Below are 25,400 nucleotides of genomic sequence, written 5' to 3'. Positions count from 1 at the left end.
TTCAAAGGCATAGGAAGCGGGAAGTAAGACACACGAAAACGCGCCCGGGATCGGCTGCGCAAGCGCGGGCCTCGCGGGTCGACTCCGTCGACCTGCGATCGAGCCGACGAGCCTGCGCAGCGATCTCCGGGCGCGTGGTTCTCCGTGAACCGCGCGTCAGCGCGTCCGGCGTCAGCGCCCCAGGTAGCTCATCAACCAGGACATGGCGGGCCGCATCTGGCCGCTGCTGCTCATGAGCCCTGAGTTGGTCACCCACGTCTGGCCGCTGATGTACCCCCACAGCGTGATGCCCTTCACGCTCGGATGCTCGTAGAACATGGGGAACTGGCTCTGCATCACGTTGAGCTGCTGCGTGTCGTTCGCCAGGTTGATGTCGTACTCGGTGATGTAGACCGGCAGGCCGGTGCCGGCGAGTTTATCGAGGAAGCCCTTGACGGTGCTGGTGTTGAGCTTGTACGCGTCGTGAGCCTGAGCGCCGATGCCGTCGATGGGAGCCCCCGCCGCCCGGATCCGATTGACGATGTTGAGCGTGTTCTGATTGTCGCTGTTGTACTCGATGTTGTTGTAATCGTTGAGCAGCAGCTTGGCGTTCGGGCAGTACTGCCGCGCCCACTTGAACGCTTGCACGATCCAGTCGTAGCCGCTCGATCCCGCGCCGCCGAGGGCGTTCATGTACGACGGGGTGGTGTGCGGGGGCGGCTCGTTCACGACGTCGATGACGGCGACGTCCGGGTAGCGCTGGCAGAACGCCTGGATCCACTCTTCTACCTCTGCGCGCTGCTCGCTCTGCGACAGATTGGCGATCCAGCCCGGCTGCTGGGCACCCCAGATCAGGGTGTGGCCCTTGTAGGGAATGCCCTTCTGGCGAGCGTAATCCCGGACTCGGTCCATGCCGGCCCAGTTCATGACGTCCCGCGTGGGCTCGACGGAGCCCCACTTGCCCTCGTTCTCCGGGCTGAGCTGGTTCCAGTACCGGGACAGATCCGCTCGCACCTGCCCGCCGGTCGTGATGTTGCCGACGAACTTGCCGCCGCTGCTGCTGCCGCCGCCGCTGCCGCCGGCACCGCCGCTGCCGCCTGTGCCTCCGGTGCCGCCGGTGCCTCCGGTGCCGGTGCCTCCGGTGCCGGTGCCCGAGCTCACGGGGGTGATCCGGAACTGCTGGTTGGTGCCGCCGTTCGATGCCCATTGAACCAAGGCGGTGCCGTCCGCGGTGCCGCGGGCGTAGACGTCCAGGGACTTGCCGCTGTTGCGTGCGGTGAGGCGCACGACGCCGTTGGCGACGTCCGTGAAGGACCACTGCTGGTTCTCCCCGGTCCAGCAGGAGTATTGCTGGATGCGGGCGCCGTCGCTGGTGGAGGCGCCGGCGACGTCCATGCAACGGTTGCTGTTGACGTTGCGGATGCGGTAGTAGCCGCCGCCCGCCGATTCCATGCGGAACTGTTGCCGCGTCGAGCCGTTGCAGCCGGCGATCTGCAAGGCCGCTGCGTCCGCGGTGCTGCCTCCAGCCACCTCGACGCATTTTCCACTCTGGACGCCGGTGATCGTGTAGGTCGCCGCGGTGTCGATGGTGACGCTCTCGGCGAGCTCTTCGAACTCGTAGCCGTCTTCATCGAGCTGCTCGGCGGAGATGCACGCGCTGAGCGCGATCGTCGTCAGCAGGGTCCAGCGTTCAAATCGCATTCTCATAAGGTTCTCCTGTGCTTAAGCGGGAATTTCGTAGTGGCGTGAAACCGGCCCCTGCGACGCGTAGATAAGTTGTTGAGTTGGCGTCGCTCTCCCGTGGAGCCGGATCACATGGAAATATGTTCTGTCAACGCAGGGCAGCTCCCAAAGGTGGGGCTTGACGTCTCCGAAGCGTTTGGATCTCCTTCTCCCCCGACGCGCCGGTCCAGGTGTGCCTGGTCGAGCCGGTGTCGGCCGAGTCGAGCTCCGCGCGCGGGTCATCGTCGGACGTGCCGACCCCCCTCGGGGCGGCGTCGTCGCCGGCGCCGGGGCTCAGCGTGCCGAAGAGCTCGGTGGAGATCGACGTCTCATGGATCAGCCCACTGGCCCGCGTGGCCCGTTCTCGTGGAGATCTCAGTGCGCATGGCCACCCTTCCGATGCGAAGCAAAAGAATACCGACGAGTGCCAATGTGAGCGCTCACATCTCCGATGTCAATCGCGGAAGGCTGTTGAGGGAAGGCGGCTCCTTCGATTCATGGGTAAGTTGTTGATATGCTGTCTCTTTTTCAGGGAGGCTGGATTGCGTGGAAGAATGTTCTGTCGGTCCAGGGCAGCTTCCGCAGTTGGGACTTGACGTCTCCGGAGGGTTTGGACTTCCCTCTCCGTCTCTCCACATTGGGCTCCCTTCTCCCACATCGGGTCTCCCTCGTTTCCTACATTGGAGTTCCTTCTCCCCCCAGCAAGCGCGAGCTGCGCCGCGCGCAGACGCCGCTCGTCCCGAGGGTGTCCTCTGGGCGGTAGGGGACAGAGCGCGAGATTCACCTGACACGGCCGCGTGTCCCGCGATATCTCGGCTCGTCATCGGTGCTGGCCCCGCTCTCGCCATGTCCTGCAGCGAATCGTGGCGAGTTATTGCAGCCCGAGCAGCGTTGATTCCGATCTTTGCTGGACCAACAGCGCCGTCAGCCGCGCGGTCACGGTCAACGGCACCAGGTGCGATCCACGGCGATCGGTAGGCGGCGGCCCGCCGCGCTCTTCTCCGCGTCCGCGGCGAGCCGCCCAGGCGAGCTCGGCCGCCCTCGGGCCGGTCTCGCCTGGGCGCACCCTCGCGGGGACGATACCCTGGGCGAGGATGGAGCCCATCTTCGTCCTGATGATCATCTCGGGGATCGCGGGGCTCGCGCGCTTCTTCGCGTACGCGCGCAACGACGCGCGGCGGGCGGCCGAGGCCCGCTGGCGGCTCGCACGGCCCCTGTGGCAGCGCGCGGCGGCCCTCGTCGGGGGGGAGTTCCGGTCGGGTCCGGGCCCATCGGGAGACCCGCGGATGCAGATCTCCGTGGTGCTCGACGGCGTCGCGCTCCTCGTCGACCACGACGTCGATCGCGGCGGCGCGGCCGTCGTGCGCTACAGCACCCGCATCACGGGCACGGTGAGCAACCCGTCGGGCCTCAGGCTCCGGGTCAACGAGCAGCAGCTCGACCGGCCGAGCGGGGGGGGCTTCCGGGCGCGGCGGGTGGACGCCGGCGACCCGGCGGACGACGGCTCCTTCGTCGTGCAGGCGAGCAGCCCGGCGCTCGCGCGCTGGTGGCTCACACGGGAGCTGCGCGAGGCGCTCCGCGCGGCGACCGAATACCAGCTCACGCTCGAGGCGCACCGGCTGACCGCGATCCGCGCCGGGCTGGAGGACGACGCCGAGAAGCTCGCGAGCGCCATCCGCGCTGCGGCGCTCGTCGCCGGCCGCGGCCGGGGGCTCGCGAAGGAGCTGCGCGCGCTCTCGCAACAGCTCGGCGGGCGCCTCCTGTCCGGCGCCGGGACCACCTCGCCCGGAGGCATGACCATCGAGCTCGAGCACCGCGGCCGGCGCCTCGCCGTGACGTTCGGCCGGGATGGAAGGCGGGGGGCGTTCGGCACGCAGGTGCGCGTCGCCCGCGCCGCGTCCCCGTCGGAGCGGTTCATCGTGAGGCGCCGGCAGAGGCGCGGGCCGGACCGGGCGAGCTCGGGGCAGCCCGACGACGGCGGCCTGTCGCGGGCGTACGAGGTGCAGGCCGAAGCGCCGGACCGGGTGGCGTGGCGCCTCACCGACGAGGTGAGGCGCGAGATCGCCGCGCTCCGCCCGGCGGCCGTCGTGGGCGATGAGGCCGCGGTCAAGCTTGTGTTCGGCCGCATCGAGACGGGGCGCGACCGGATCGAGCGCGCGATCGCGATCGTCTCGTCCCTCGCGGCGCCCGCGCCGCAGGGGCCCTACCGCTGACGGCGCGGCGAGCCGCCCCGCCGGCTCGGGGCGCCGCGACAGGACGACCAGCGCGTGAGCTTCGCGCGCCTGAGCTTGCTCCACTGGCTGGCGGGGCGTGGTAGATCGTGGCCTGCGGCATGCAGCCTCGGGTCGATTCCCTGGCGCCTCCTCCGTGCGCGGCCTGCCAGGGGCGGAGAGGGGCAGGATGAGCGCGGGTCGGGACGAGCCGTCGACGCTGGTCCGCACCCGGCGGCGCGCCGGCTCCGCCGCCGAGCCGCGGCCGTTCCTCTTCCTCGTCTTGCAGTGCCAGCGGCCGATGGATCCGCCCGCGCGGCTGGCGCTCGACGGGGTCGACGAGGTGCGGTTCGGGCGAGGCCCGGTGCGCTCGATCGACCGGCGGACCGAGGCGGACCGGGCGCTGCTCGACGTGCGCCTCGAGGACGGCTGGGTGTCGTCCCGCCACGCGCGGATCACGCGCGACGGCGGCCAGCTCTGCCTGGAGGACCTCGGCTCGACGAACGGCACCTTCGTGAACGGCGTGCCACGGCGGAGCGCGACGCTCGCCGAGGGGGACCTGATCGAGCTCGGGCACACGTTCTTCCTGTTCCGCCAGGTCGCGGTGCCCGACGAGGCGGCGAGCGACGCGGCCCAGGCGGCGGATCAGCCGTTCGGCCTCGCCACCTTCTCGCCCGAGCTGGCCGAGCGCTTCGCCTCCCTCCGGGCCGTCGCGCCCGCGCCCATCCCCGTCGTCCTCCAGGGCGAGAGCGGCACCGGCAAGGAGGTCGTCGCGCGCGCCGTCCACGCGCTGTCGGGGCGGCCCGGCCCGTTCGTCGCCATCAACTGCGGCGCGCTGCCCGAGAGCCTCATCGAGTCCGAGCTGTTCGGCCACAAGAAGGGCGCCTTCTCCGGCGCCGCCGAGGACCGGCCCGGCCTCATCCGCGCGGCCGACCGCGGCACGCTCTTCCTCGACGAGATCGGCGATCTGCCCGCGGCGTCGCAGACCGCGTTCCTGCGCGTGCTGCAGGAGTCGGAGGTCGTCGCGGTGGGCGCGACGCGCCCCGTGAAGGTCGACCTCCGCGTGGTCGTGGCCACGCACCGCGACCTCCCTGCGATGGTCGAGCGCGGCGACTTCCGGGGCGATCTCTTCGCGCGCCTCTCGGGCTTCGTGCTCGAGCTGCCGCCCCTGCGCAGGCGCCGGGAGGATCTCGGGCTGGTCATCGCCGCGCTGCTCCGCCGCGCCGCCCCGGACCGGGCCGCGTCGATCGCGCTCGGCTGCGAGGCGGCGCGCGCGCTCCTCCTGCGCGAGTGGCGGCTCAACGTCCGCGAGCTGGAGAAGTGCCTTGCGACCGCGATCGTGCTCGCCGGCGGCGGCCGGGTGGAGCTCGATCACCTGCCGCCGCCCGTCGTCGTGCCGCGGAGCAGCCACCCGCCCGAGGCCTCGAAGCCCGACGCCCAGCCCGCCGAGCGCCAGCGGCCCGCCGAGGAGGACCAGCAGCGGCGCGAGGCGCTCATCCGCCTCTTCCGCGAGCACCGCGGGAACGTCAGCGCGGTGGCGCGGGCGATGGGGAAGGGGAGAACGCAGATCCACCGGTGGATCGCGCGTTATGGCATCGAGCCAGGCGACTACAGGGACGGGTGAGCGCGCGATTGGGTGACCGCGCGACCGCGCGGCCGCCGGTCAGGGACAGTACAGCGCGCCGACGGGCAGCACGCTGCCGGGCAACATCGGCGCGAACGGGGAGAACGGGAAGTCCCGGACGACATCCGACGGGTGGTTGAGAAACACGGTGATCGGATGGCGCCATGTGCGCCCGCCGCCCTTGCACTGCTGGAAGTCCCTGTCGCCCTCCACGAGCACCCCGTCGTCGACGGCGCACTGGTGGAGCGTCGGACACTCCGCGACGAGGAGCGATTCGTCGCAGGCGCCGACCGGGGTCGCGACGCAGTCGACCTCGCCCTCGGCGCCGGCGCAGAGGCGTTCCCCCACGTACGCGGCGTGATCGGTCCAGTATTCACCCGTGCAGGCGAAGGCGTTCTGATAGATGGCCTGCCCGGAGTCCTCCCCGGGGGTCGGAGCAGGGTGGAAGTTGCCCTTCTCGTCCACTTCATTCATCCCCACCTGGAGCCGGGGGTGGAGGGGCTCATTGCCCCACAGGTTCCCGAAGAACGCGCCCTCGCGCCAGCCGAAGACATCGACCTCCGCCGCCGGATACACCGCAGGGCGGAACGTCGCCTCGTTGATGGAGACGGCGCCGGGCGGCGGCGGGGGGCTCGGCCGCGGGTGGCTCGCGACGCTGAAGCGGCGGCTCCTCTGGAGCACCGCGGCGACGCCTCCGCCCGGCGCCAGGAGGCCGGCGCGACCGCTCGTCCGCGGGCCGCTCATGAGGCTGAAGTAGCCGAGTTTAGGGCAGACGAAGCGGAGCGCCGGCTCGGCGCGGCTGTCGCAGCGCACCTCGCTCGGATCGATGTGATCGGGTGAGTCGGCGTCGCAGCCCCGGATACCGCTGCAGACGCGAAGCACCGTATCGCTGACGGGCAGCCCGGCGGCGCTCGCCGGGTCGTCGGAGCAGTCGGTCAGGGGCGCATCGCCGGTCGCGATGAACACGGTCGAGCCCGGGGTGCACGAGCCGACGTCCTGGGCCGTCCATCCACAGTTGCGCGACGCTCCCTGGGACTCGATCGCGCACCGCCTGAAGCTCGGAATGGTGTCGCCGTCCTCCGTGTTCCTCACCACGCGGACGGAGGGCGCCGGCGTGAGGAGCCCCGGCCGGTGCTCCGGGAACGCCTGGCCTCGCAGCGAGACGGTGATCGAGCGGCCCAGGGCGTTCACGAGCGAGAGCATGCACGCCGAGACGAGCTGCTGGCACTTCGGCCCCGCCTTGTCGACGGCCCAGATAGGGCAGACCCCGATCTTGCCGTCGAATGTGAATTTCTCGCCTGTCGACGTGTCGGTGTACGAGACGCTCTGGTCCTGCTCGAGGGCGCAGGCGACGAGGTAGTCCATCACCTCGCGCGTGGGCTCGTGGCGGAGCTGATAGCGGAGCTCCGGGTACTTGCTGTCGTCGGCGTAGCTCTCGGTCGCGAGCGGGACGGACACCATGACGGGGTTGGCACGCGGGTTCGTGATCAGCGCGTTGCGGGTGAGCGCCTCGGCGGAGAGTCCGTTGCCCCAGACGCCCTGCACCGCGTCCGCGATGTCCGCCACCAGCCCGCTGGCCGACCCGCCGCTGGCCGACCAGCCGCTGGCCGGCCCGACGACCGACCCGGTCGACGAGCCGCTCCCCGCCGGCGCCGCGCGCGGCGGCCCGTCGAGCGGGGAGGCGTCGCCGCCGGCTACGGCGCAGCCCGTGCCCACGAGCGAGAGCCCGAAACACAGCGCAATCAACCCTCGTGTCCGGTAGATCTTCACGCGGTCAGATTCCTTTCTTGTCTCTGGTCCGGGCGATCCGACCGGTCGGTTCACGCGGCGCCGGTCGCTCCGGGCGTGAGCAGGGCGCGCTCGATCTCGTCGAACCGCTGCTGCCAGAAGCCCGCCGACATCGCCCTCGCCTCGGCGAGGAACAGGCGCGCTTCGCCGCCCTCGCCCGCGCGGAGCGCCGAGAGGGCCGCGCTGTGGAGCGCCTCGGCGTGCTCGTGAAGGATCGCGGTCTGCCGCGCCTCGTCCACGAGCGCGCGCCATGCCGCAGCGTCGAACCGACCGGCTGCCCGGTCGTCTAGAGCCTGTTGCACCAGGCGTGCCAGCGTCCGGGCGCAAGGGGTGAGGTCGGGTTCAGGGAGGCTCGCGCGGGCCTCGGCCAGGTGGCGGGCCGCCTCGTCGTGCTCGCCCCGGGCGAGGTGGATGCGGGCGAGGAGGAGGACGTCGTCCGGCGAAGGGCGCTTGTTGAAATAACGCCGCTGGAGGTCGAGGCTGCGGCGCGCGAGCGGGAGAGCCTCGTCCGGCGCGCCCAGCCAGTACCGCAGCTCCGCGAGGTTCAGCGTGGCCCAGCGCTCGAGCTGGGCATGCCCCAGCTCGCGGGCGAGGCGGACGGCCTCCCGCTGGTCCGCGACCGCGCGCCCTTCCTCCCGCCGCTTCACCCACATGAAGACGCGGTTGATGTACGCGGTGCACAGGTGGAAGACGTCGCCGGCGCGCAGGCAGGCCTCGACGACGGCCTCGGCGTGGCGCTCGGCCTCGTCGAGCCGGCGGGCCATCGAGAGCGACGCGACGAGCACCAGCCGGGCGATGACGTGCGCCTCGTGGTCGCCGACGGCGAGCGCGCCGCGGGCGGCCCGCTCCAGCTTGGGGATCCCCTCGTCGACCCGCTGGTCGCGGCAGTCCGAGCGGCCGCCCGCGAGCAGGCAGCGCGCGTCGAGGCGGGCGTCGCCGAGGCCGGCGCAGAGCTCGGCGGCGCGCGCCGCGATCGCCGCGGAGGCGGGGAAGTCCTCGAGCCAGTCGAGCGCGGTCGCCTCCTCGAGCAGGAGCTCGGCCGCGCGGGCCCGGTCGCCCGCGGCCTCGGCCAGCGCCCGGGCGGCGCGCAGATCGGCGAGCGACTCCTCGAAGCGCTGCAGGCGGTAACGCGCGCGGCCGCGGCCCGCGAGCGCGCGGGCGCGGGCGCGGGTCGAGGCGTCGTCGCGCTCGAGGAGGCCGGCGAGGCGCAGGGCCGCGGTGAAGCGCTGCTCGGCCTCGACGACGTCGTGCCGGGCGAGCGCCTCGTCCGCGAGCTCGGCGTGCGCCGCCGCCGCCGCGGCCAGGTCTCCCGCGGCGGCCGCGTGGCGGGCGATCCGGGCGCGCGCCCCCGCGGCGCGCGGCGCGCCAAGGAGGCCCTGGAGGACGGCGGCGTGCAGCGCGCGGCGGCGGGCGGGCGGGATGCGCGCCTCGATGGCCTCGCGCAGGAGCGGGTGCCGGAAGGCGTAGCGCGGCGGCGAGGCCGAGCGCGCGACGAGCACGCCGGCCCGGGCGAGGCGCGCGAGGCCGACGCCCGGGTCCAGCGCGCCGGCCGGCGGCGGCGCGTCGGCGGCGCGATCCAGCGCGCGCAGGGCGGCCTCGAGCTCGGCCGGGGAGAGGTCGTCGCCGAGGATCGCCGCGCCCTCGAGCAGGTCGACGAGCGGCGGCGGCAGGGCCGCGAGCGCGCGCTCGGCGAGGCGCTCGCCGAGCGGCGCGGCCGACAGGGAGAGCAGCTCGTCCGGCGCGAGCGTCCAGCCCTCGCCGCCCCGGGCGCGCTGGATCGCGCCGCCGACGCGCAGCGCGTACGCCACCTCGACGAGGTCGCGCGGGACGCCGCGCGCCAGCGCGTGGAGGCGATCGAGCACGGCGCGGGGGACGAACTCGACGGGGCGGAGGCGGTCCTGGAGCAGCGCGCCCGCGGCCTCGGCGTCGAGCGGGCCGAGGTCGAGCGCCACGCGGCGGGCGGCGCGCTCCCCGAGCCCCGGACGGAGCGACGCGATCGAGGGCCGCGCGGCGAGCACGATCGCGAGGCGCGCCGCGCTGCCCTCGGCCGTGGCGAGCTCGATCGCGTCGAGCGCGGACGCGTCGGCGAGGTCGGCGTCGTCGAGCAGCAGCGCGAGCGGCGCGGCGGCCGCGAGGGCGGCCGCGAGCGCGCGGGCCTCGGCGTGGCGGCGCGCGCCCGGCGCCGCGAGCAGCGGCGCGGCGGCCGGGTCTCCCGGGGCGAGCCGCCCAAGGGCGAGCCCGACGGCCGGCCAGGCGCGCGCGGCCTCCGCCGCGCCGAGCCGCTGGACGAGCGCCTCCTGGGCGCTCTCGTCGCGCTCGCCGCTGGCCGGGAGATCCAGGGCCGCGCGCAGGAGCGCGACGAGCGTCGCGCCGTGCTCGGCCGCCTCCGGCCGGAGGGCCGCCGCGGCGTGCACGGCCGCGCCGCCGGCGCGGAGCGCCGCCGCGAGCGCCCCGAGGAACCGGCTCTTTCCGTGCCCTTCCGCGCCGAGCGCGGTGACGAGCGCCGGCCCGCCGCCGGCGAGCGCCTCCTGCGCCGCGGCGAGGGCCGGGCAGAGCGCCGCGTCGCGGCCGCGCAGGGCGGTCTCGCCGGGCTCGTCGGGGGGCGCGTTGCGCGGATCGGGGGCCACACCGCGCGGAGAGGGCGGGGTATCGTGCGGGCCGTCCGCGAGCGCGCGCCGCGCTTCGGCCGTGAGGATCGCCGGCGGCATGGCGTCCGCGTCCCCCAGGCCGGCCCCCCAGGTCTCCGCGTCCTCGAGCGCAGCGCCCGCGAGCGTGACGCCGTGCGTGCCCTCGCGCACCCGGAGCGGAGCCAGGTGGACCACGAGGGGCGGCTCCGCTGCGCCGGCCGCGGCGACGCGCTGGGCCACCCGCACCGCCGCGCGCACGCCGTCGCCTGGCGCGTCGGCGGCGGGGAAGGCGAGCACCATGCGCTCCCCGCGAAAGCGCGCCAGGATGCCGCCTCCGGCGCGGGCGATGTCGACGAGCGCGTCCGCGCGCTCGCGCGTGCGCACGGCGAGCAGCGCCACCGCGCGGCGTGGGCCGGGGGCGGGGGCGGGCGCGCCGGAGGAAGCCGCGCGCCCCCGGGACGGGGCGACGCGCGCTTCGAGCGACGCCGCGAGCGCGCGCGCCACGTCGCTGGCGCGGGGCGGGCGGGCCTCGGGATCCTTCGCGAGGCAGCGGAGGACCGCCTCGTCGGCGCCCTCCGGCAGCGGCGCGAGCGAGGAGGGCGGGTCGGGGCGGCGCGCCACGTGGGCCTGCCGCACCTCGGCCGCCTCGCCGACGAACGGCGGCCGGCCGGTGAGCAGCTCGAAGATCATCGCGCCGAGCGCGTAGATGTCGGCGCGCGCGTCGACGGCGCGCCCGCCGAGGCACTGCTCCGGCGCCATGTACGCCGCCGTCCCAAGGATCGCCCCGGTCTGCGTCAGGTCGGGGCCGAGCGCCGCGCGCGCATCGCCGCCGGCGCGCGCCTGCGCGGCCAGGCCGAAGTCGATCAGCGCGACCTCCCCGCCCGGCCGCAGCCACACGTTCTCGGGCTTGAGATCGCGGTGCACCAGCCCGGCGTCGTGCGCAGCGTCCAGCGCGACCGAGAGAGCGCGCGCGATCGCCGACGCCTGCTCGATCGGCATCGCGCCGGTGCCCGGCAGGTCCGCGAGGCAGCGCGCGAGCGAGCTGCCCTCGAGCCGCTCCAGCACGAGGAACGGGCCGAGCTCTCCCGAGCGCCCGCGGCCGAGCAGCGCGGGGACCAGCGGCGGCGCGAGGCGGGCGAGCGCCGCGGCCTCCCGCTCGATCCGGCCGTCGTCTCGCCGGCGCGCCACCTTGAGCGCCACGGCGCGGCCGTCGCCCTCGCGCGTCGCCGCGTAGACGCGCGCGAACCCCCCTTGCCCGAGCAGCCGCTCGATACGGAACCCTTCGACGAGGAGCCCGGGGACCAGCGGCGACGGATCCTGATCGAGCGCCTCGTGCTCGCGCTCTTCGGCGCTCGTCACCGGCGATGGAGCCAGAGGGTGCGCCGGGCACGCGGCGCCAGCCCGCGCTGGGAGGCGGCGATGGCACTCGGAGCAGCGCATCGGGCGCGAGTATACTGGGGTAGGTGCCATGCGGACGCCTGCCGAGCCCAACCAGGACGAGACAGCCGTCATCTCGGGCCGACCGCTGGAGCTCGAGGCGAGCGCCGCCGGCGACGCGCTCCCCGCAGGGGCGGTGGTCGGGGGTTACGTGCTCGACGACGTGCGGCTCGGAGGCGGCTTCGGCGTCGTTCACCGGGCCGTCCCGGTCGGGGGAGGCGCGCCGGTCGCCCTGAAGGTCCTCCGCCGCGGCCTGTCGCTCCTGCCGGCGATCCTCCGGCGCTTCCAGCGGGAGGCGGAGGTGCTCGCGCGGCTCAAGCACCCGGCGATCGTCGAGGTCCGCGGCGTGGGCGCCCTGGACGACGGCCGGCCGTACATCGCGATGGAGTGGATCGAGGGCCGGAGCCTCGCGGCGGAGCTGAGCGCGCGGGGCGCCTTCTCGCCGCCCGAGGCGGTCGCCCTGCTCGAGGAGGTCGGCGGCGCGCTCGCCGCCGCGCACGCGATCGGCGTCGTGCACCGCGACGTGAAGGCCCAGAACGTCATGGTCTGCCCTGGCGCGGGCGGGATCGGCGCGCCGGGCGTGAAGCTCGTCGATTTCGGCATCGCCAAGCTCCTCCGCCCTCTTGGCGCCGCGCGCGGCGCCAAGAGCAGCAGCCTGATCCTCGGCACGCCGCTCACGATGGCCCCGGAGCAGATCCTCGGCGGCGCGGTGGACGCGCGCACGGACATCTACGCGGTGGGCCTGCTCGCCTACCAGCTCGTGACGGGCGAGCTGCCGTTCCAGGGCGCCGATGCGGTCGAGACCGAGGAGATGCACCTGCGCGCGCCGCCGCCCTGCCCGAGCGACCGCGCGCCCGTGTCGGCCGCGTTCGGCGCGGTGGTGCGCCGCTGCCTCGCCAAGGAGCCGGCGGACCGGTACGCGGGCGTGCCCGAGCTGCTCGCCGCGCTCCGCCAGGCGGTCGCCGCGCCGGGCCGCCAGACCGTGGCGCCCGCGGCGCGCTCGCCGGCCGACGCTCGCCTCGCGGGCGCCTGCGCGCAGGGGCGGTGCGCGCCGGGGGGGCCGCGCGCCGCGCTGCTCGTCGAGGCCCGGCTCTCGGCGCCGGACGACGCCGGCGACGAGGCGCTCGCCGACGTGGAGCGCCTGGTTCAGGCGGCGCGCGCGGCGCTCGTCGGGCTCGGGGCGACGCTCGTCGTCGAGAGCGCCGACGCGCTGCTGGCGGCGCTGCCCGCGCCGTACGATCGCGCGCCGGAGCGGGCGCTCGGCTGGGCCCTGGAGCTCTGGGCGGAGCTCGGCGCGCGGGCCGGCGCGAGCCCCGAGGTCCTCCCGCGCCTCGCGCTGCACGCGGCCGAGCCCGAGGCGCTGCGCGGCTGGGCGCCCGCCGCGACCGGGGCGGGCGTGTTCGTGACCGACGCGTTCGCCGAGGGGCTCGCCGGGGAGGCGGGGGAGATCGACCGCGCGCCGCTCCGGGGAGAGGGCGGCGCGCTGCGCCGGGTGGTGTCGTGAGCGCCGCGGCCTGACGCGGGCGGCGCGCTGACACGGCCGCTGCCACAGGGTGTCACAGGGGCGGTGTGACAGGGGACAGCCGGGATGTGGCAGGCGGGGCACCTCTGCGGCGCGGAGCCGTCCTGCTGCGAGCACGGCGACGGCCGCGAGGGGCGCGTCGGCGGCGCGTCGCTCCCGGGTGATCGGTGGGAATCGCCCTCGGGGGGCAACGCGAGGTCGCCAGCGCCGCGCGCTGGCAAGGCGCTTGCGATGAGGCTCCGCCGCGAGGCGCCGCCGCGGCCGCGCCGCTCCCGGCGCGCTGCGCGGCGGGCTGCCTCCGCTTCGACAACCAGAAAGCTCGAGAGAGCTGAGGAGATCTCGTCATGCGCATCATTCGCTCTGCGTTCCCCCTCGCCGCCCTGTTCGCCGCCGGCTGCGCCGTCGAGGCGGCCGACCCCGAGCTCATGGAGGACGCCCCGTCCCTCTCGGAGACCTGGACCGTCAGCAACGCCGCGGACAACGAGCGCTGGGACTCGGGCCTGAACGCAAACCTCTCGGCCTGGGAGTATATCCACTGCCACATCGATAATGGCGCTGGATTCATGTTGACCGACCTCAGCGCGTTCCAGGAGCCCCTCACCGAACCTGACGAGTTCATCGCCCGGATGTCCGGCGTGTGCCGGGAGTTCGACCTCTTGCTGCCCAACCTCCCGCGGACCGGCGCGATCGACGCGGAGACCATCTTCTCGTGGCCGGGCGGCTTCCGCACCGGCGCGCTCAGCACCGCCATCCCGGTCGCCAACTACCCCACGGGTCTGCGGCTCAAGGTGGACGGCGCCAACACCTATGTGAAGGACGTGCGCATCAACTACGCTCCCAGGAACGCGGCCAATACGGCCCTCGACCTCGCCGCGTCTTCCCACACGAGCTATGCGATCGGGTACGCCGGGAACAACGTGACCCTGAACTGCCCGGCCCAGCAGGTGCTGACGGGGCTGGATCTCAGGTACGATACGGTCGAGGGGAAGATCCGGGTCCTGGAGATCCACTGCAGAGCGCTGCAGCCCTGAGGGGGGCCAGCGAGGGGCAGCGCGCTTTCGTTCTGAAAAAAGGAAAAGAGAGCTTGCCGCACATGGCAGCTGCCCGCTCTTCCGCCCGCGGCGTTCCACGAGGCCGAGCGAACACACGCTGACGACGACGTGGGGTGATCAACGCAGCCTTCATCACCAAGGTATTCCACGAGGGCCCCGGGGTTCCGTCGAAGGCGGCGCAGCCGGCGACATTCACGATCGACACCTTGACCGACGTGTCGTCGTAATCCACGATACCGCACTTCCGTCGGCCGCATTCACGAGGATTGCGCCCGCCGCGTGCCATCGAGGTGCTTGGACATCATCTCTGTGTCGCTGGGAGGCGACCGACGACGCTGCCGCTTGACGCGCTCGACGTCGGGCACCAGAGCGGACCGATGTTGGGTATCCGAGCGCGGCAATGGCTGGGTCGAACGTGGCAATGGCTAGGTCGAACGCGGCAATGGGTGGGCGTCGGCCTCCTCGCGGCGCTCATCGTCCTCGGCACACAGCTCCTCAAGCGGCGCGCAGGCGCTGGAGCCCGCTCCGCAGCCACGGTGACATACGCCTGGATGCAGCGGAAGGGGCCTGATGGGCCGAACGTCAGCGTCGATCTCTACGCCCCGCCGCGCGCGAGCAAGCGCGGCCCGCTGGTCGTCCTCTTGCAGGGGAACGAGCCCTCGCAGCCCGACGAGCGACTCGCGTTCGCCGCGAACGTAGGCGACTCCCTGCAGCGAAACGGGGTGGCCGCCGCCGCCCTCTCGTTCAACATCCACGCCGGCTACACGCTGCGCGCGTGCGCGGCGGACGTCGCCCGGGTCTTGCAAGAGATCACGAACGCGCGCAACCCGACGCGCGTGGTCCTCGCCGGCCGCGGCCTCGGCGCGTGGATGGCATCGCTCCTTGCGCTCGATCGGCGGCTCCTCGAGGGGGCCGGCATGGATCCCGGGCGCGTCGATGGCGTCATCCTGTTGCGTGGCACCTACGACCTCGGCGAGGCGGCGCTCGAGGGGCACCCCGACGCGGCGTTCTTCGGGGCCTCGGTCGAAGATCGCAGGGAGTCCTCGCCCATCACGTACGCGCGGTCCGATGCGCCGCCGTTCCTGATGCTGTTCGGCGCGGAGGACGACATCGGCTGGGCGCGCCTCGCTCGCCCCTTCGCGCGCGCGCTCCAGAACGCGGGCGCGCCCGACATCGACTACTTTGTCGTCCCCAGGCGCGATGCGCACAGCATCGTGCACTGGGGCGGAAGGGGAGACATGGTCGGCGATCTTGTGTTCCCCTTCGTCGCCTCGGGCCTCAAGGACCTTCCCATCGACAACCCCTTCGGCGTGCTCCGCCGCTGGGGTTCACGGCCGCCGCGCGACATGGCGGAGCTCCGCAAGGATCCCCGGGCCATCGCCACCTACCCGGTCGACGCCGCGCTGCGGGAGACGATCAGCGGCCTCCTCGGCAAGGGGGGGCTCGAGCGCTACCCCCTGCCCGGCAAGACGTATCAGGCCATCGATCTGCTCGCCTACCTGGCCGAGCGGCCGAAGTCCGAGGTGGGCGAGGGGGACTGGCTGGTGGTCTCGAACCTTCGGGGCGAGCAACAGTACTTCTCTCGCGAGGTGCTGAAGAAGGCGCAGGCGGTCATCGTGGTCGGACTCGACGACGAGGACAATCTCTACCGCATCGTCGACTTCTACCGGCTGAAGCGCGCCTACTCGTGGATCAAGGGCGAGGAGCCGATGCCGATGATGATCCGGCCGCTCGGCGCGTTCCTGCACTTCCGGACGCCGCTGCCCGCGGACCTGGGGAACAAGACCTACGCGGCATTCGGGCTCGATGCGGCGAGCTTTCACTGGGTAGAGAGCGATCCGCTCGCGCCGCTCCGCTCGCTCACCGGCGGGCTGCGCGAGGCGCTGATCGGCGAACAAGGGTGCGTCAAGTGCCACAGCTTCCGCGGCGTCAACGCACGGGCGCACCACGCGCTGGCGCTCGACGGCACGCCGTACGGGGCGTACGCGCTGCCGCTCCAGGAGTATCCGACCGAGGTGCTGCGGCGCTTCTTGTTCGAGCAGGACGCGGTGGCAGAGGGCTTCGGGGTCATGCCGATCCGGGTGGAGGAGACCGTCGCCGGGCAGCTCCTCGACATGGTGAACCACGAGAAGAACGAGGAGAAGCAGCGGCCCTAAACCTCAGGGTTCTACTTGCTCGTAGAGCGCCGCCGCCCACTCGGCGTGCGCGCGCGCCGAGGGGTGCAGGCCGTCGCTGGCGAGCATCTTCGCCTCCGCCTGCTTGTGCATGAGCGGATAGAGGTCCACGTAGCGCACGCCGGCGGCTCCTGCCTCGTCGCGCAGAATGGTGTTGAAGGCGACGATGCCCGCGCCGATCTGCCGCGGATCTCCGAACGAAGCGGCGGCCGGAGAGAGCGACCAATCGGGCTGCGGGAGCGCCACGATCCGATCCGGCCCGACGCCAGCGTCGATGATCGCTCTGAGGAGCGCGCGCACGCGCGAACGGTAGACGTCCGCGCTCCAGCGACGCACGTAGTCGTTGGCGCCCACCGCGAGCGTCACCAACGTGGGGCGAAATGGCGCCACCTCCGGGATCTCCCGCTCTTGCACGTCTTCGGTTGTGTAGCCGTTGACCGCCACGTTCTTGAGGGTCACCCGGCGGCCCTGCGCGCGCCAAAGGTCAGCGAGGCGCGAGGGGAACGCGTCGGACGGCGGGTTCCCGGTCCCCGCCGTGAACGAGTCGCCGAGCGCCAGATAGCGGATCTCCTCGAGCCCGCGCGTGGGAGCGACATCCTCGCTGGCACCGGTGATCGCGCTCCGTGGATAGCTGCCGATCAGAAGCAAGGCGAGGAGAGCCCCGCCGAGCAGGAGCAAAACGGGCAGGAGAAGCGGGCGGATCGAGCGCATCAAGAAGGATAGCATCACACGATCGCCGATCTAGATATCCTTCGAATCGCTCCTCGCGGTCTGAACACGGGCCCAGCCAGGGGGCATGGTGACGTGGACGATCCGTCGATTCACGGCGCGCCATCCGTCCGAACCGGGCTGCGGCGCCACCCGCGAGCCTCGTGGTGCCCACACAATCAGCCTCACGCCGTTCTACTGGACGGCGGCGCCGTTCGCCGAGCTTCAGGCGCTCCCGAGGGACGGAAGCCCGTTGTCCTGTGAGACGAACGATCGGAATGAGGAGTGGACCGATGTCGTGACGGGGATCCGACGCTCGGTCGACACGCTCGCAGGGCGAGCCAGGGTGAGGTGAGGGGAAGGACGTTGCCCATCGGGTGCGCCCCCGGGGCGTATCTTTCCACGGCGGGATCGTGCATCATCGAACGATGGTGCCCTGCGGATGCGCCGCGATCCCGCGGCGGGGTTGGACGGAGGACATGAGCACATGACGACCCCCCTCCGCCCCGAGGAAGCGCTCGCGAGCCTGCGCCGCGCGGGCCTCGCGACCCAGATCGACGCCGCGGCCTTCGCGGCGGCGTGCGACCAGGAGCGAGGCGGCGCGCCGCTCGACGCCGAGATCGCGCTCTCGGCGCTGGCCTCGGTCTACGGCGTGCGCGGTCCCTCGGAGGCGAGCGCCGTGGACCGCGCGTTCGTTGTGGACGAGCACGCCGCGGCCGACCCGGCGGTCCTCGGGGCCGCGTGGCTCGCGCTCGAGCGATGGCTGGAGCACCCGATCCCCGTCTCGGTGGCGACCGACCTCGACGAGCTCGTCTCGTATGCGGGCGACGTGGGCTTTCTTCGTCGGCACGCCGACGCCGCGGGCGAGGCGCCGTATCTCTTCTCCATCGACGGGTGGCGCACGGGCGATGACACGCCTTACTCGCTTTACGTGCTGCGGAGCGACGGCGCGCCGCTGGTTGCGCTCGGCGTGCCGGTCCAGTTCCACGTGCACCCGGACACGGAGGCCGCGGCTGCCGGCATCTTCCGCACGGACGGCCTCACGCCGAGCTACCGCGAGCACGCGCCGGGGTGCGCCGCGTGCCGCGACGCGCTCGGGCGCGCCGCAAATCGAGGTGTCCTGCCCGATGTGTTCCGGCCGCTCCTTGGGTAGCGGCACGGACAGGTGGCGTCAGGGCGCCTTCACCTCGACGGGGACCGTGGAGCTCGCCCCGGCGCCGTCGCCGAGCTGACCCAGGGTGCCTCTGCCCCAGCACAGGACCTGGCCAGGGCCGGTGGGGCCGCACGCCCCCTCGACGATCGCGCAGGTGTGGAAGAAGCCGGCGCTCACCGCGACGACCTTGGCGAGCGCGGTGCCGTCGCCGAGGACGACGGGGTCCATTCGCATAGGATCGGCCCTGGTCGGCGTGCTGCGACCGAGCTGCCCTTGCTCGTTGCTGCCACGGCAGCGGAGCTGCCTCTGCTCGTCGATCGCGCAGACGAAGACGTAGCCGGTGGACATCGGACCCCAGACACCCGGGATCGCGGCCGCCGTCCCGGCCGGGGGAGCCTCGGTGCCGTGCTGACCTGAGCTGTTGTTCGTCCCCCAGCAGAAGAGGCCTCCCACGTCATCGCGCGCACAGCCGAAGTTCGTGCCATAGGAGATCTCGGAGAAGGGCAGCTTCGCTCCCGCCGCGATCAGCGGCATGTGCGCGCTGTAGTTCGCGCCGCCCTCGGAGCCGGCGGCGGTGTTCGTGAGGATGTATCCGCCGCCCATCGCGCCCCAGCAACGCAGCCCGTCCTCCGCGGCCCCGGTCGAGAAGCAGGTGCCTATCGAGCCGATGCCCCGCGCGAGGATGGCCCTCGGACCGGCCGTCGCGGTGAAGTTGAACGCCTTCACCGGGACGAGGCTCTCCTCGCCGGTCGCCTCCGGCCCGAGGCTCGAGAACAGGTTGGACCCCCAGCAGTAGATGCTGCTGGTCGAGGTGAGCGCGCACGCCGAGTACCACTCCGGTGCGATCTTGCGCACGAGCAGCGGGGCCGCACCGTCATTGACGATCGCGGGCACGTCGTGGGCCATCGCGTCCTTGGAGCCATTCCCGAGGATGCCGGTCTCGTTGTTTCCCCAGGCCCAGAGTCGGAGCTGGCTGTCGATGGCGAAGGTCGCCTGCTCGGTCAGCGCGATCTGCGTGATCGTCGCCGCGCCGAGCGACGCGGGAAACCGCACGCTCACCGGCGTGCTCGAGGAGACCGCCATCGCCTGCGGAACACCCAGCTGGCCGAACGAGTTGTCCCCCCAGCAGGCGAGAGAGCCGTCATGCCGGATCGCGCACGTATGGCTGCCGCCCGCGGCCACCATGATGGCGTCGGCGAGCGTGGGGCTGTCCGGCGGGATCTGGCATCCAGGATCACCCCCGCCGCCGGACGCGACGGCGCCGCCCTCGCCCCCACCGCCGGATGCGCCGGCGCCCCCGCCGCCCTCGCCCCCGCCGCCGGACGCGCCCCCGCCGCTGCCGCCAGACGCGCCGGCGCCCCCGCCGCCCTGCGCATCGATCGGACCGCCGCCCGTTCCGCCACCCGCGCCGCTGTCCGAGAAACGCCGGTCAGCAGCGGTGCATCCCGCCCCCGCGGCGAGGGTGGCGGCGACGACGAGAAAGGAGCAGAAATTCGGTCGCGTCTGGGTGTTTCTCTTCATTTCAAGCATCCGGCTACACTCCCAGCGTCCCTCAAACAGCCTTACCGCACGGAGCGCAAGAGGGGAAGGGCCACGCTGGCGACCCGCGGAGGGCGCGGATATACACCGGGCCGATGTCCCCCGCGCCGTCGCCGGTCGATACCGTCCACAGCCTGATCTCGGCGTACGGCGCGAGCTTCGCGCCCGGCGACACGGCGCCTCCGTACGAGGTGAGCCTCGATGGGCCAAGGATCCGCCTGACCACGAGCCGCGGCGTGCTCGAGGAGCACGCGTCCGAGTGGAAGCGCCTGTGCGGCCGGCTCTGGGTGCAGGCCCTGCCGGACGAGCGCGCGCGAGCGCTCGAGGTCCTGCTGCCCACGCTCTCCGACTTCGACGGCGCGGTGTGGGCGCCCATGCAGCGCCTGCTCGAGGCGGACGCCGTGGCGTCGGCGCTGCGCACGCTCGAGGCGTCCCTGCCGGATGCGCTCGAGGCCCTCGCGTGTCGATGCTCCGCCTCCTTCGCCGAGTCGATCCACGGCGAGCACCCGTTCGCCCGCGGCGCGATCCCGGCCGCGCAGAAGGCGGCCTTCGCGAGGAAGAGCGCGCTCTCGACCGTGGAGCTCGTGGAGATCCCGCTCGAATTCCTGGGCAGCGCCAGCCCCCTCGAGCGCCTGGAGGCGCTCTACTGGCTGCGCGATGCCATGCGCGAGAACCCGACGAGGGTGCTCGGCATTCATCGCTTGCTCGTGCAGCACGTGCTGCCCGTGTGCCGCCAGGGCGTGGGGCTGTGGCGCGAGGGCGCCATGGGCGTGATCGAGCGCTGGGTCACGCGCCTGGTCTCGCGCGCAGCCTACCCGGAGGCGCTGCCGATGCTCGACCTCCTGCTGGCGTACGGGGTGGCGATCCCAGGCCTCCTGCCGCTGCGCTACGAGGCCCTGCTCGCCTCGAACGAGCCGGCCGAGGCCGAGCGCACGCTGCTGCGCCTGCGCGCCATCGCCGACGGCTCGGGGCACCTGCGCTCGCCCTGGGTGCGGGCGGACAGCCACGTGGACGACCTCTGCGCCATCACCTCGTGGAAGGTCGCCAAGGTGTTCCGCCAGGTCGCCGACGGCGCGCACCCCTTCGCGGAGCGGCGCCTGAAGAACGAGCCCTGTCCGCCGGCCGTCACCGCGTCGGAGGCGGCGGAGATCAGCCGTGGCCTCGCCGCACACGCGCTGGAGCTCTTCCGGCGCCGCGCCGCCCAGCCGCCCACGGTCGCGTATCCCCCGCGCTACGATGTCTACATCGCGTGGGCCAGGCAGCTTGCCGACTAGCCTGGATTTTCACCGAGATAGTTCGCCTAACGGCGCAGCATGAGGCCGGCCCTCCGGTTCGGTAATCGAGGGACACGGTTTTACGCCGAACGGCGTGAGACAGGCAAGCGGTGGCATCAAGGATGCCGTGAGGGGAAAGGGTGCGCTATGGGCGAATTTCTCGTCCGTCAGCCTCTCCCCCTCAGCGGACGCAGCTGATGCGCCGGCAGCGCCGATCGACCTTGAAATCCAGCAGAAATCGGCTTCATCGCTTCTCTGCACCGCTCTCCTCACCTTGACGTGATGCCTTATGTGTGGGTCACGTTTTTTGCGATGAGCGCACCAACTGCCCTAACTGACCCCGCCCGCTTCTTCCTGGCGCCCACCCAGGCGCGGCACCGCCAGTACGAGGCGCTGCGCGCCTACTTTGTGGAGCGTCGCTCGAGCGCCGAGGTCGCGAAGGCCTTCGGCTACACTTCCGGCTCGTTCCGCGTGCTCTGCCATCAGTTCCGGCACGATCCTGACCGTGCCTTCTTCGCCGAGCCGATGCGCGGCCCGCACGAGCAGCCGAAGAAGTCCCGCGCCCGGCGCCTGATCATCGCGATGCGCAAGCGCAACCTGTCGATCTACGACATCGCCGAGGAGCTCCGGGGCCAGCACATCGAGCTCAGCCCCACGGCCATCACCGAGGTGTTGCGCGAGGAGGGCTTCTCCAGGCTGCCGCGTCGCAAGGACGACGAGCGCCCCGCCAGGACGCGCCCCGAGCGCGCCAGCCGCGCCGATGTCCGCGATTTTCAGCTCGTCCCTGCGACGTTCGAGACCCATGTCGGCGGTTTGTTCGTGCTCCTCCCGCTGCTCGTCAAGGTGGGCCTTGATCGGCTCGCCGACGAAGCAGCCCTGCCTGGCTCGAAGGCGATCCCGGCAGCCCACGCGCTGCTTGCAGCGCTCGCGTTGAAGCTGACGTCCATCGAGCGCAAGAGCCACGTGATGGATCTGGTCTTCGACCAAGGCCTGTCGCTGTTCGCGGGGCTCAACGTCATCCCGAAGACGACCTTCCTCGCGCAGTACTCCGATCGCCTGGGCCGCTCCAGTTCGGTGCGACTGCTGCGCGGCTGGCTCGAACACCTGCGCGCGCATCTCGCGCTCGCGGGCGCGTCGTTCAACCTCGACTTTCACGCCGTTCCCTTCTTCGGGCAGGACGAGTTCGTCGAGCGTCACTACCTTTCCAAGCGCAGTCGCCGCGACAAGGCCGTGCTCACCTTCATCGCCCAGGACGCCGCCACCGACGTGCTCTGCTACGCCAACGCCGACCTGCGCAAGGGAGAGGAGAGCGATGAGGTCCTGCGGTTCGTCGACTTCTGGAAGAAGGCGCACGGCCAAATGCCCCCGCACCTCGTGTTCGATTCGAAGCTCACCACCTACAAGAACCTGAGCCGCCTCGATGCCCAGGGGATCACCTTCGTCACGCTGCGCCGCCGCACGGATGTCCTCAAGCGCCACGTGCTGAACGCTCCGGCTGCAGCCTGGCGCCGGGTGGAGCTTGATGTACCGCACCGCAAGTTTCGCAACCCCAAGGTCCTCGACGAGACGATCCGGATGGGCAGGGACTATCCCGCGCCGATCCGCCAGATCTGCGCGCGCGATCTTGGTCACGACGAGCCCACGGTCCTGCTGACCAACGACACCCGCTCGACGCCGCGCACGATCCTCGAGCGCTACGCTCGGCGCATGCTGATCGAGAACAACCTCGAGGACCAGGTCCACTTCTTCCACGTCGATGCGCTGTCGTCTGCGGTGGCCATGAAGGTCGACTTCGACGTGACCTTGACCGTCATCGCCACCGGTCTCTACGGGCTGCTCGGCAAGCACCTGCACGGCTTCGAGCACGCCAAGGCGCGGCAGATCTTCCGCCGCTTCCTCGACACGACGGCGAGGGTCGAGGTCAGCCCGCAGCGCGTTCACGTGCGCCTCCCTCGTCGGGCTCACAACCCGATGCTGCTTGAATCCGGCTTGCTCGCGACGCCCGTCGCTGTCCCCTGGTGGGGAGGAGCTTCGCTCGAGGTCGCGTTCGCTTGACCGCCGTCAGTGGCCTTTATGTTAACCGATCTTCTGCTGTGAAAATCCAGGCTAGAGCGACAAACGGGTTGAAGCCGCACGCAAACAGCGAGAAGTTGAGACGCCAAGAGACGCCAAGATTTATTGTTTTCTTGGCGTCTTTTCTCCCGGCGGCGAGCGAATGCACGCCCCCGATCCGCCGATTCTTCTCGTCGAAATGGGAGGACCATGAGGCCTGGGTCTGCGCCACGCTCGATGCCCGATCCGTGCATGGCTCGCCCGACACGAAGGCTTCGTGCGCCTCGATTCGCGGCCTCAGCAGATGCGCGGGAGCTGCTCGCCGGAGAGCAGATCGAGCGTGCGGCGGGTCCCGAGCCGGGTCCTCAGGACAACGCTCCCTTTCCCCTCGCCGACGACCCGACCGATGCGCGCGGCCCCCCGGCCGAGCCGGTGGTCGCGCAGGCTCGCCAGGGCGCGCTCCGCCTGGGCTTCCGGCAGGAACGCGACGAGCCGCCCTCGCACGCCACGTAAAGCGGGTCGAGCCCGAGGAGCTCGCACGCCCCGAGGACCGCAGGTTCTACCGGGATCTGCGCTTCCTCCACCTCGACGTGGACGCTCGCGTCGCGCGCGATCTCGTTGAGCACGGCCGCGAGCCCGCCGCGGGTCGGATCCCGCAGGCAGTGGACGTCGATCCCCGACGCGAGCAGCGCCGCGGTGAGGCCTTGGACCGGCGCGCAATCGCTCTCCACGGGCTCCTCGAACGCCAGCGCCTCACGCACGGACAGCACCGCGATCCCGTGCCGCCCCACGTCGCCGGACACGAGCACGGCATCACCCGGCCGGACGCGGCGCGGCGCGATGACCACACCTTCGGGCACCACGCCGATGCCGGCGGTGTTGATGAACAGCCCATCTCCCTTGCCCCGATGGCCTGGATCCGCCGTGCGAGCAGCATGCCCAGCGGACCCCCCTCTCGCGTCGGCGCAGAGCCTGCTGGTCCTCCTGGTTGAGCTGGAGCCCCTGAACCTAGACCTCGGCTGCTTTCGTTCTTGGCTCACACCCGCCCAGACGCACGAGCCGGCAAAATGGATCGTCAGTACTGAGGGGCGGCACTCGAGTAGACGGCCCGTAGCGCAGGGAATTGCATGGCGGACGACATGGTCATCGTCGGCGTCGCGGTGGCGACGCTGAGCCGCCGCAAATTCCAGGAGAGGGTGGGACGGTGGCTCAAGCTGCTGAGCGGCGCGATCATGGTGCAGTTCGGTCCGCTTCTGCTGCTCAAGTCCGACTGGCTAGCCACAGAGCGCCGCGGCAGACACACCAACTCGAAAGCCGTCGCGAGGCGTCCGATGGCCGCGTCGTGCATACTCCGGGTATGCACAGGGGCTCGAGCGCGGAGCGCGCGGCCACTTCTGCAAACGCCGATGGGCACTCACGGGCCACCTCGCTGCCCATGAGCATGCCGCGCACGTGCACCGCTTCAGGGGGATGAATCGCGGTCGTGCGACCTCGTTCGCAAATTGACCGGCACGCATCTTGCTAACAATATTGACGAGAGAGCCAGCGTCGCAAACAGGGCTCTTCTCAGGGGTAACGATGATCTCCCAATCCATCCTGCTGCTCGCTGCGTCAAGCGCAGCTCTGCTGACGTCAAGCTGTTACGAGATCGATCTGGGGCTCGGCGGGGACGGCTTCTCGGGCAGAGACGAGGACGTCGTCACGGCCTTGCGGGCTGCGACGACGTTGTACGACGTTGGCATCATCCCCGATACCCCCGACTGCCCTCACGAATCCGAGCTCATCCACATCTACATGGACGATGAGGACAAGAACAACAAGAACCATACATGGGGCTACACCGGAGCGATCGTGAATGACAAAAATACTAGATTTAGCTTCTGCCGACTCGACGGAAGGCAACTCAAGCCGCTCACGTCGACCCCCGATCCGCGGCGCTACTACGCTGTCCTCCAGCTTGGTCCCTATTGTCCGACGGGATCGACCAGCTTCTCGCGTCACTTCGACAACGAGGACGACGACAACAAGAACTCGAGCAGCGCCAGCTTCGGGAGTTCGATATTTCCGAACGTCAGCAATCGAAACACCACGCTCTATTTCTGCCTCTTCACCCACGGGAGCGACACCATGGCCAGCTTCCCCGACATCGGGATCGGCTACGGCGTGCTCGCCGCGAGCGACTTCCTGGGCGACCTCGGGAAGGGGGCCATCGACATCGACGACGAAGACAAAGACAACAAGAATAAATACGATGTTCCTGACAGCATTCGCGACGACGCGCAGAGGATCGTCTCATCTGGACGAAACACGACGATGAGCTTTGCCAAGGTCCGCTAGTCCAGCAGTCACGGCTCGGGTTCTCGGGGTTAGTGATGGGAAGCTCGCCGGGGCTCGCATCGAATGCCACGCGAGAGAGCTCGACACGACCCAGCTCGGTTCATTCCCACCCCGTGGTGTGTGCTTCCCCATAGCAGAGCACGCACACGACAGGCTCGATGGCGAGGAGTTCGCCAGTGCTGTGGGCGGCGATGCCGCGGGC

Annotated in this window: 15 protein-coding genes; 9 read left to right on the top strand and 6 right to left on the bottom strand. The window is 71.7% G+C overall.

Translation table 11 applies throughout. The annotated features are described in order from the left end of the window. Positions 1-171: 171 nt before the first annotated feature. A complete protein-coding gene (locus WME95_RS25695) occupies positions 172-1,686 on the bottom strand; it encodes an endo-1,4-beta-xylanase (protein ID WP_437902047.1) in 1,515 nt (504 codons plus the stop codon). A gap of 1,109 nt (positions 1,687-2,795) precedes the next feature. Between WME95_RS25695 and WME95_RS25690 the strand changes: the two genes are divergently transcribed. Next, a complete protein-coding gene (locus tag WME95_RS25690; protein ID WP_437902046.1) occupies positions 2,796-3,914 on the top strand; it encodes a hypothetical protein in 1,119 nt (372 codons plus the stop codon). Positions 3,915-4,101: 187 nt separating this feature from the next. Then, complete coding sequence (locus WME95_RS25685; RefSeq protein ID WP_437902045.1) at positions 4,102-5,535, top strand: sigma 54-interacting transcriptional regulator; 1,434 nt, start codon at positions 4,102-4,104, stop codon at positions 5,533-5,535. Between the two features lie 39 nt (positions 5,536-5,574). On the opposite strand, the gene WME95_RS25680 is transcribed toward WME95_RS25685, so the two are convergent. Then, positions 5,575-7,305: a hypothetical protein gene (locus tag WME95_RS25680; protein WP_437902044.1), complete on the bottom strand. Its 1,731-nt coding sequence runs from the start codon at positions 7,303-7,305 to the stop codon at positions 5,575-5,577. A 50-nt stretch (positions 7,306-7,355) separates the two neighbouring features. Then, on the bottom strand, positions 7,356-11,309 hold the full coding sequence (locus WME95_RS25675; RefSeq protein WP_437902043.1) for a protein kinase domain-containing protein: 3,954 nt from the start codon (positions 11,307-11,309) through the stop codon (positions 7,356-7,358). A 109-nt stretch (positions 11,310-11,418) separates the two neighbouring features. Between WME95_RS25675 and WME95_RS25670 the strand changes: the two genes are divergently transcribed. The 3 genes from WME95_RS25670 to WME95_RS25660 all read left to right on the top strand — a co-directional run bounded on the left by WME95_RS25670 (position 11,419) and on the right by WME95_RS25660 (position 16,117). Then, a complete protein-coding gene (locus WME95_RS25670; RefSeq protein WP_437902042.1) occupies positions 11,419-12,891 on the top strand; it encodes a serine/threonine-protein kinase in 1,473 nt (490 codons plus the stop codon). 362 nt (positions 12,892-13,253) lie between these two features. Next, positions 13,254-13,940, top strand: coding sequence for a hypothetical protein (locus tag WME95_RS25665; RefSeq protein ID WP_437902041.1), 687 nt, complete (start codon positions 13,254-13,256; stop codon positions 13,938-13,940). A gap of 467 nt (positions 13,941-14,407) precedes the next feature. Then, entirely contained in the window at positions 14,408-16,117 is a 1,710-nt protein-coding gene (locus tag WME95_RS25660; RefSeq protein ID WP_437902040.1) for an alpha/beta hydrolase family protein, read from the top strand. Between the two features lie 3 nt (positions 16,118-16,120). Here WME95_RS25660 and WME95_RS25655 read toward each other — a convergent pair whose 3' ends face one another. Next, complete coding sequence (locus WME95_RS25655; RefSeq protein WP_437902038.1) at positions 16,121-16,846, bottom strand: SGNH/GDSL hydrolase family protein; 726 nt, start codon at positions 16,844-16,846, stop codon at positions 16,121-16,123. Positions 16,847-17,330: 484 nt separating this feature from the next. Between WME95_RS25655 and WME95_RS25650 the strand changes: the two genes are divergently transcribed. Beyond that, positions 17,331-17,996 carry a hypothetical protein gene (locus WME95_RS25650; protein WP_437902036.1) on the top strand — a complete coding sequence of 222 codons (666 nt, stop codon included), beginning with the start codon at positions 17,331-17,333 and terminating at the stop codon, positions 17,994-17,996. Positions 17,997-18,014: 18 nt separating this feature from the next. On the opposite strand, the gene WME95_RS25645 is transcribed toward WME95_RS25650, so the two are convergent. Further along, positions 18,015-19,517: an RCC1 domain-containing protein gene (locus WME95_RS25645; RefSeq protein WP_437902034.1), complete on the bottom strand. Its 1,503-nt coding sequence runs from the start codon at positions 19,515-19,517 to the stop codon at positions 18,015-18,017. A 113-nt stretch (positions 19,518-19,630) separates the two neighbouring features. On the opposite strand from WME95_RS25645, the gene WME95_RS25640 reads away from it, so the two are divergent. Beyond that, complete coding sequence (locus tag WME95_RS25640; RefSeq protein WP_437902032.1) at positions 19,631-20,809, top strand: hypothetical protein; 1,179 nt, start codon at positions 19,631-19,633, stop codon at positions 20,807-20,809. Between the two features lie 312 nt (positions 20,810-21,121). Continuing rightward, positions 21,122-22,864 (top strand): transposase, encoded by a 1,743-nt coding sequence (locus WME95_RS25635; RefSeq protein ID WP_437902030.1) that lies wholly within the window; start codon positions 21,122-21,124, stop codon positions 22,862-22,864. Between the two features lie 362 nt (positions 22,865-23,226). Here the strand turns inward: WME95_RS25635 and WME95_RS25630 are convergent, their stop codons facing one another. Beyond that, entirely contained in the window at positions 23,227-23,721 is a 495-nt protein-coding gene (locus WME95_RS25630; RefSeq protein WP_437902028.1) for an AIR synthase-related protein, read from the bottom strand. A gap of 718 nt (positions 23,722-24,439) precedes the next feature. On the opposite strand from WME95_RS25630, the gene WME95_RS25625 reads away from it, so the two are divergent. After that, entirely contained in the window at positions 24,440-25,198 is a 759-nt protein-coding gene (locus WME95_RS25625; RefSeq protein WP_437902026.1) for a hypothetical protein, read from the top strand. Positions 25,199-25,400 lie beyond the last annotated feature (202 nt).

Source organism: Sorangium sp. So ce327 (assembly GCF_051530205.1).
GTDB lineage: Bacteria > Myxococcota_A > Polyangia > Polyangiales > Polyangiaceae > Sorangium > Sorangium cellulosum_B.
Note: the sequence above shows the minus strand (reverse complement) of the source record. Positions and strands in the feature narration are given on the sequence as shown.

Coding starts and splice junctions, on each gene's coding strand:
- WME95_RS25695 (WP_437902047.1), bottom strand. CDS start 1,686: ATGAGAATGCGATTTGAACGCTGGACCCTGCTGACGACGATCGCGCTC.
- WME95_RS25690 (WP_437902046.1), top strand. CDS start 2,796: ATGGAGCCCATCTTCGTCCTGATGATCATCTCGGGGATCGCGGGGCTC.
- WME95_RS25685 (WP_437902045.1), top strand. CDS start 4,102: ATGAGCGCGGGTCGGGACGAGCCGTCGACGCTGGTCCGCACCCGGCGG.
- WME95_RS25670 (WP_437902042.1), top strand. CDS start 11,419: ATGCGGACGCCTGCCGAGCCCAACCAGGACGAGACAGCCGTCATCTCG.
- WME95_RS25665 (WP_437902041.1), top strand. CDS start 13,254: ATGCGCATCATTCGCTCTGCGTTCCCCCTCGCCGCCCTGTTCGCCGCC.
- WME95_RS25655 (WP_437902038.1), bottom strand. CDS start 16,846: ATGCGCTCGATCCGCCCGCTTCTCCTGCCCGTTTTGCTCCTGCTCGGC.
- WME95_RS25650 (WP_437902036.1), top strand. CDS start 17,331: ATGACGACCCCCCTCCGCCCCGAGGAAGCGCTCGCGAGCCTGCGCCGC.
- WME95_RS25645 (WP_437902034.1), bottom strand. CDS start 19,517: ATGAAGAGAAACACCCAGACGCGACCGAATTTCTGCTCCTTTCTCGTC.
- WME95_RS25640 (WP_437902032.1), top strand. CDS start 19,631: ATGTCCCCCGCGCCGTCGCCGGTCGATACCGTCCACAGCCTGATCTCG.
- WME95_RS25635 (WP_437902030.1), top strand. CDS start 21,122: ATGAGCGCACCAACTGCCCTAACTGACCCCGCCCGCTTCTTCCTGGCG.
- WME95_RS25625 (WP_437902026.1), top strand. CDS start 24,440: ATGATCTCCCAATCCATCCTGCTGCTCGCTGCGTCAAGCGCAGCTCTG.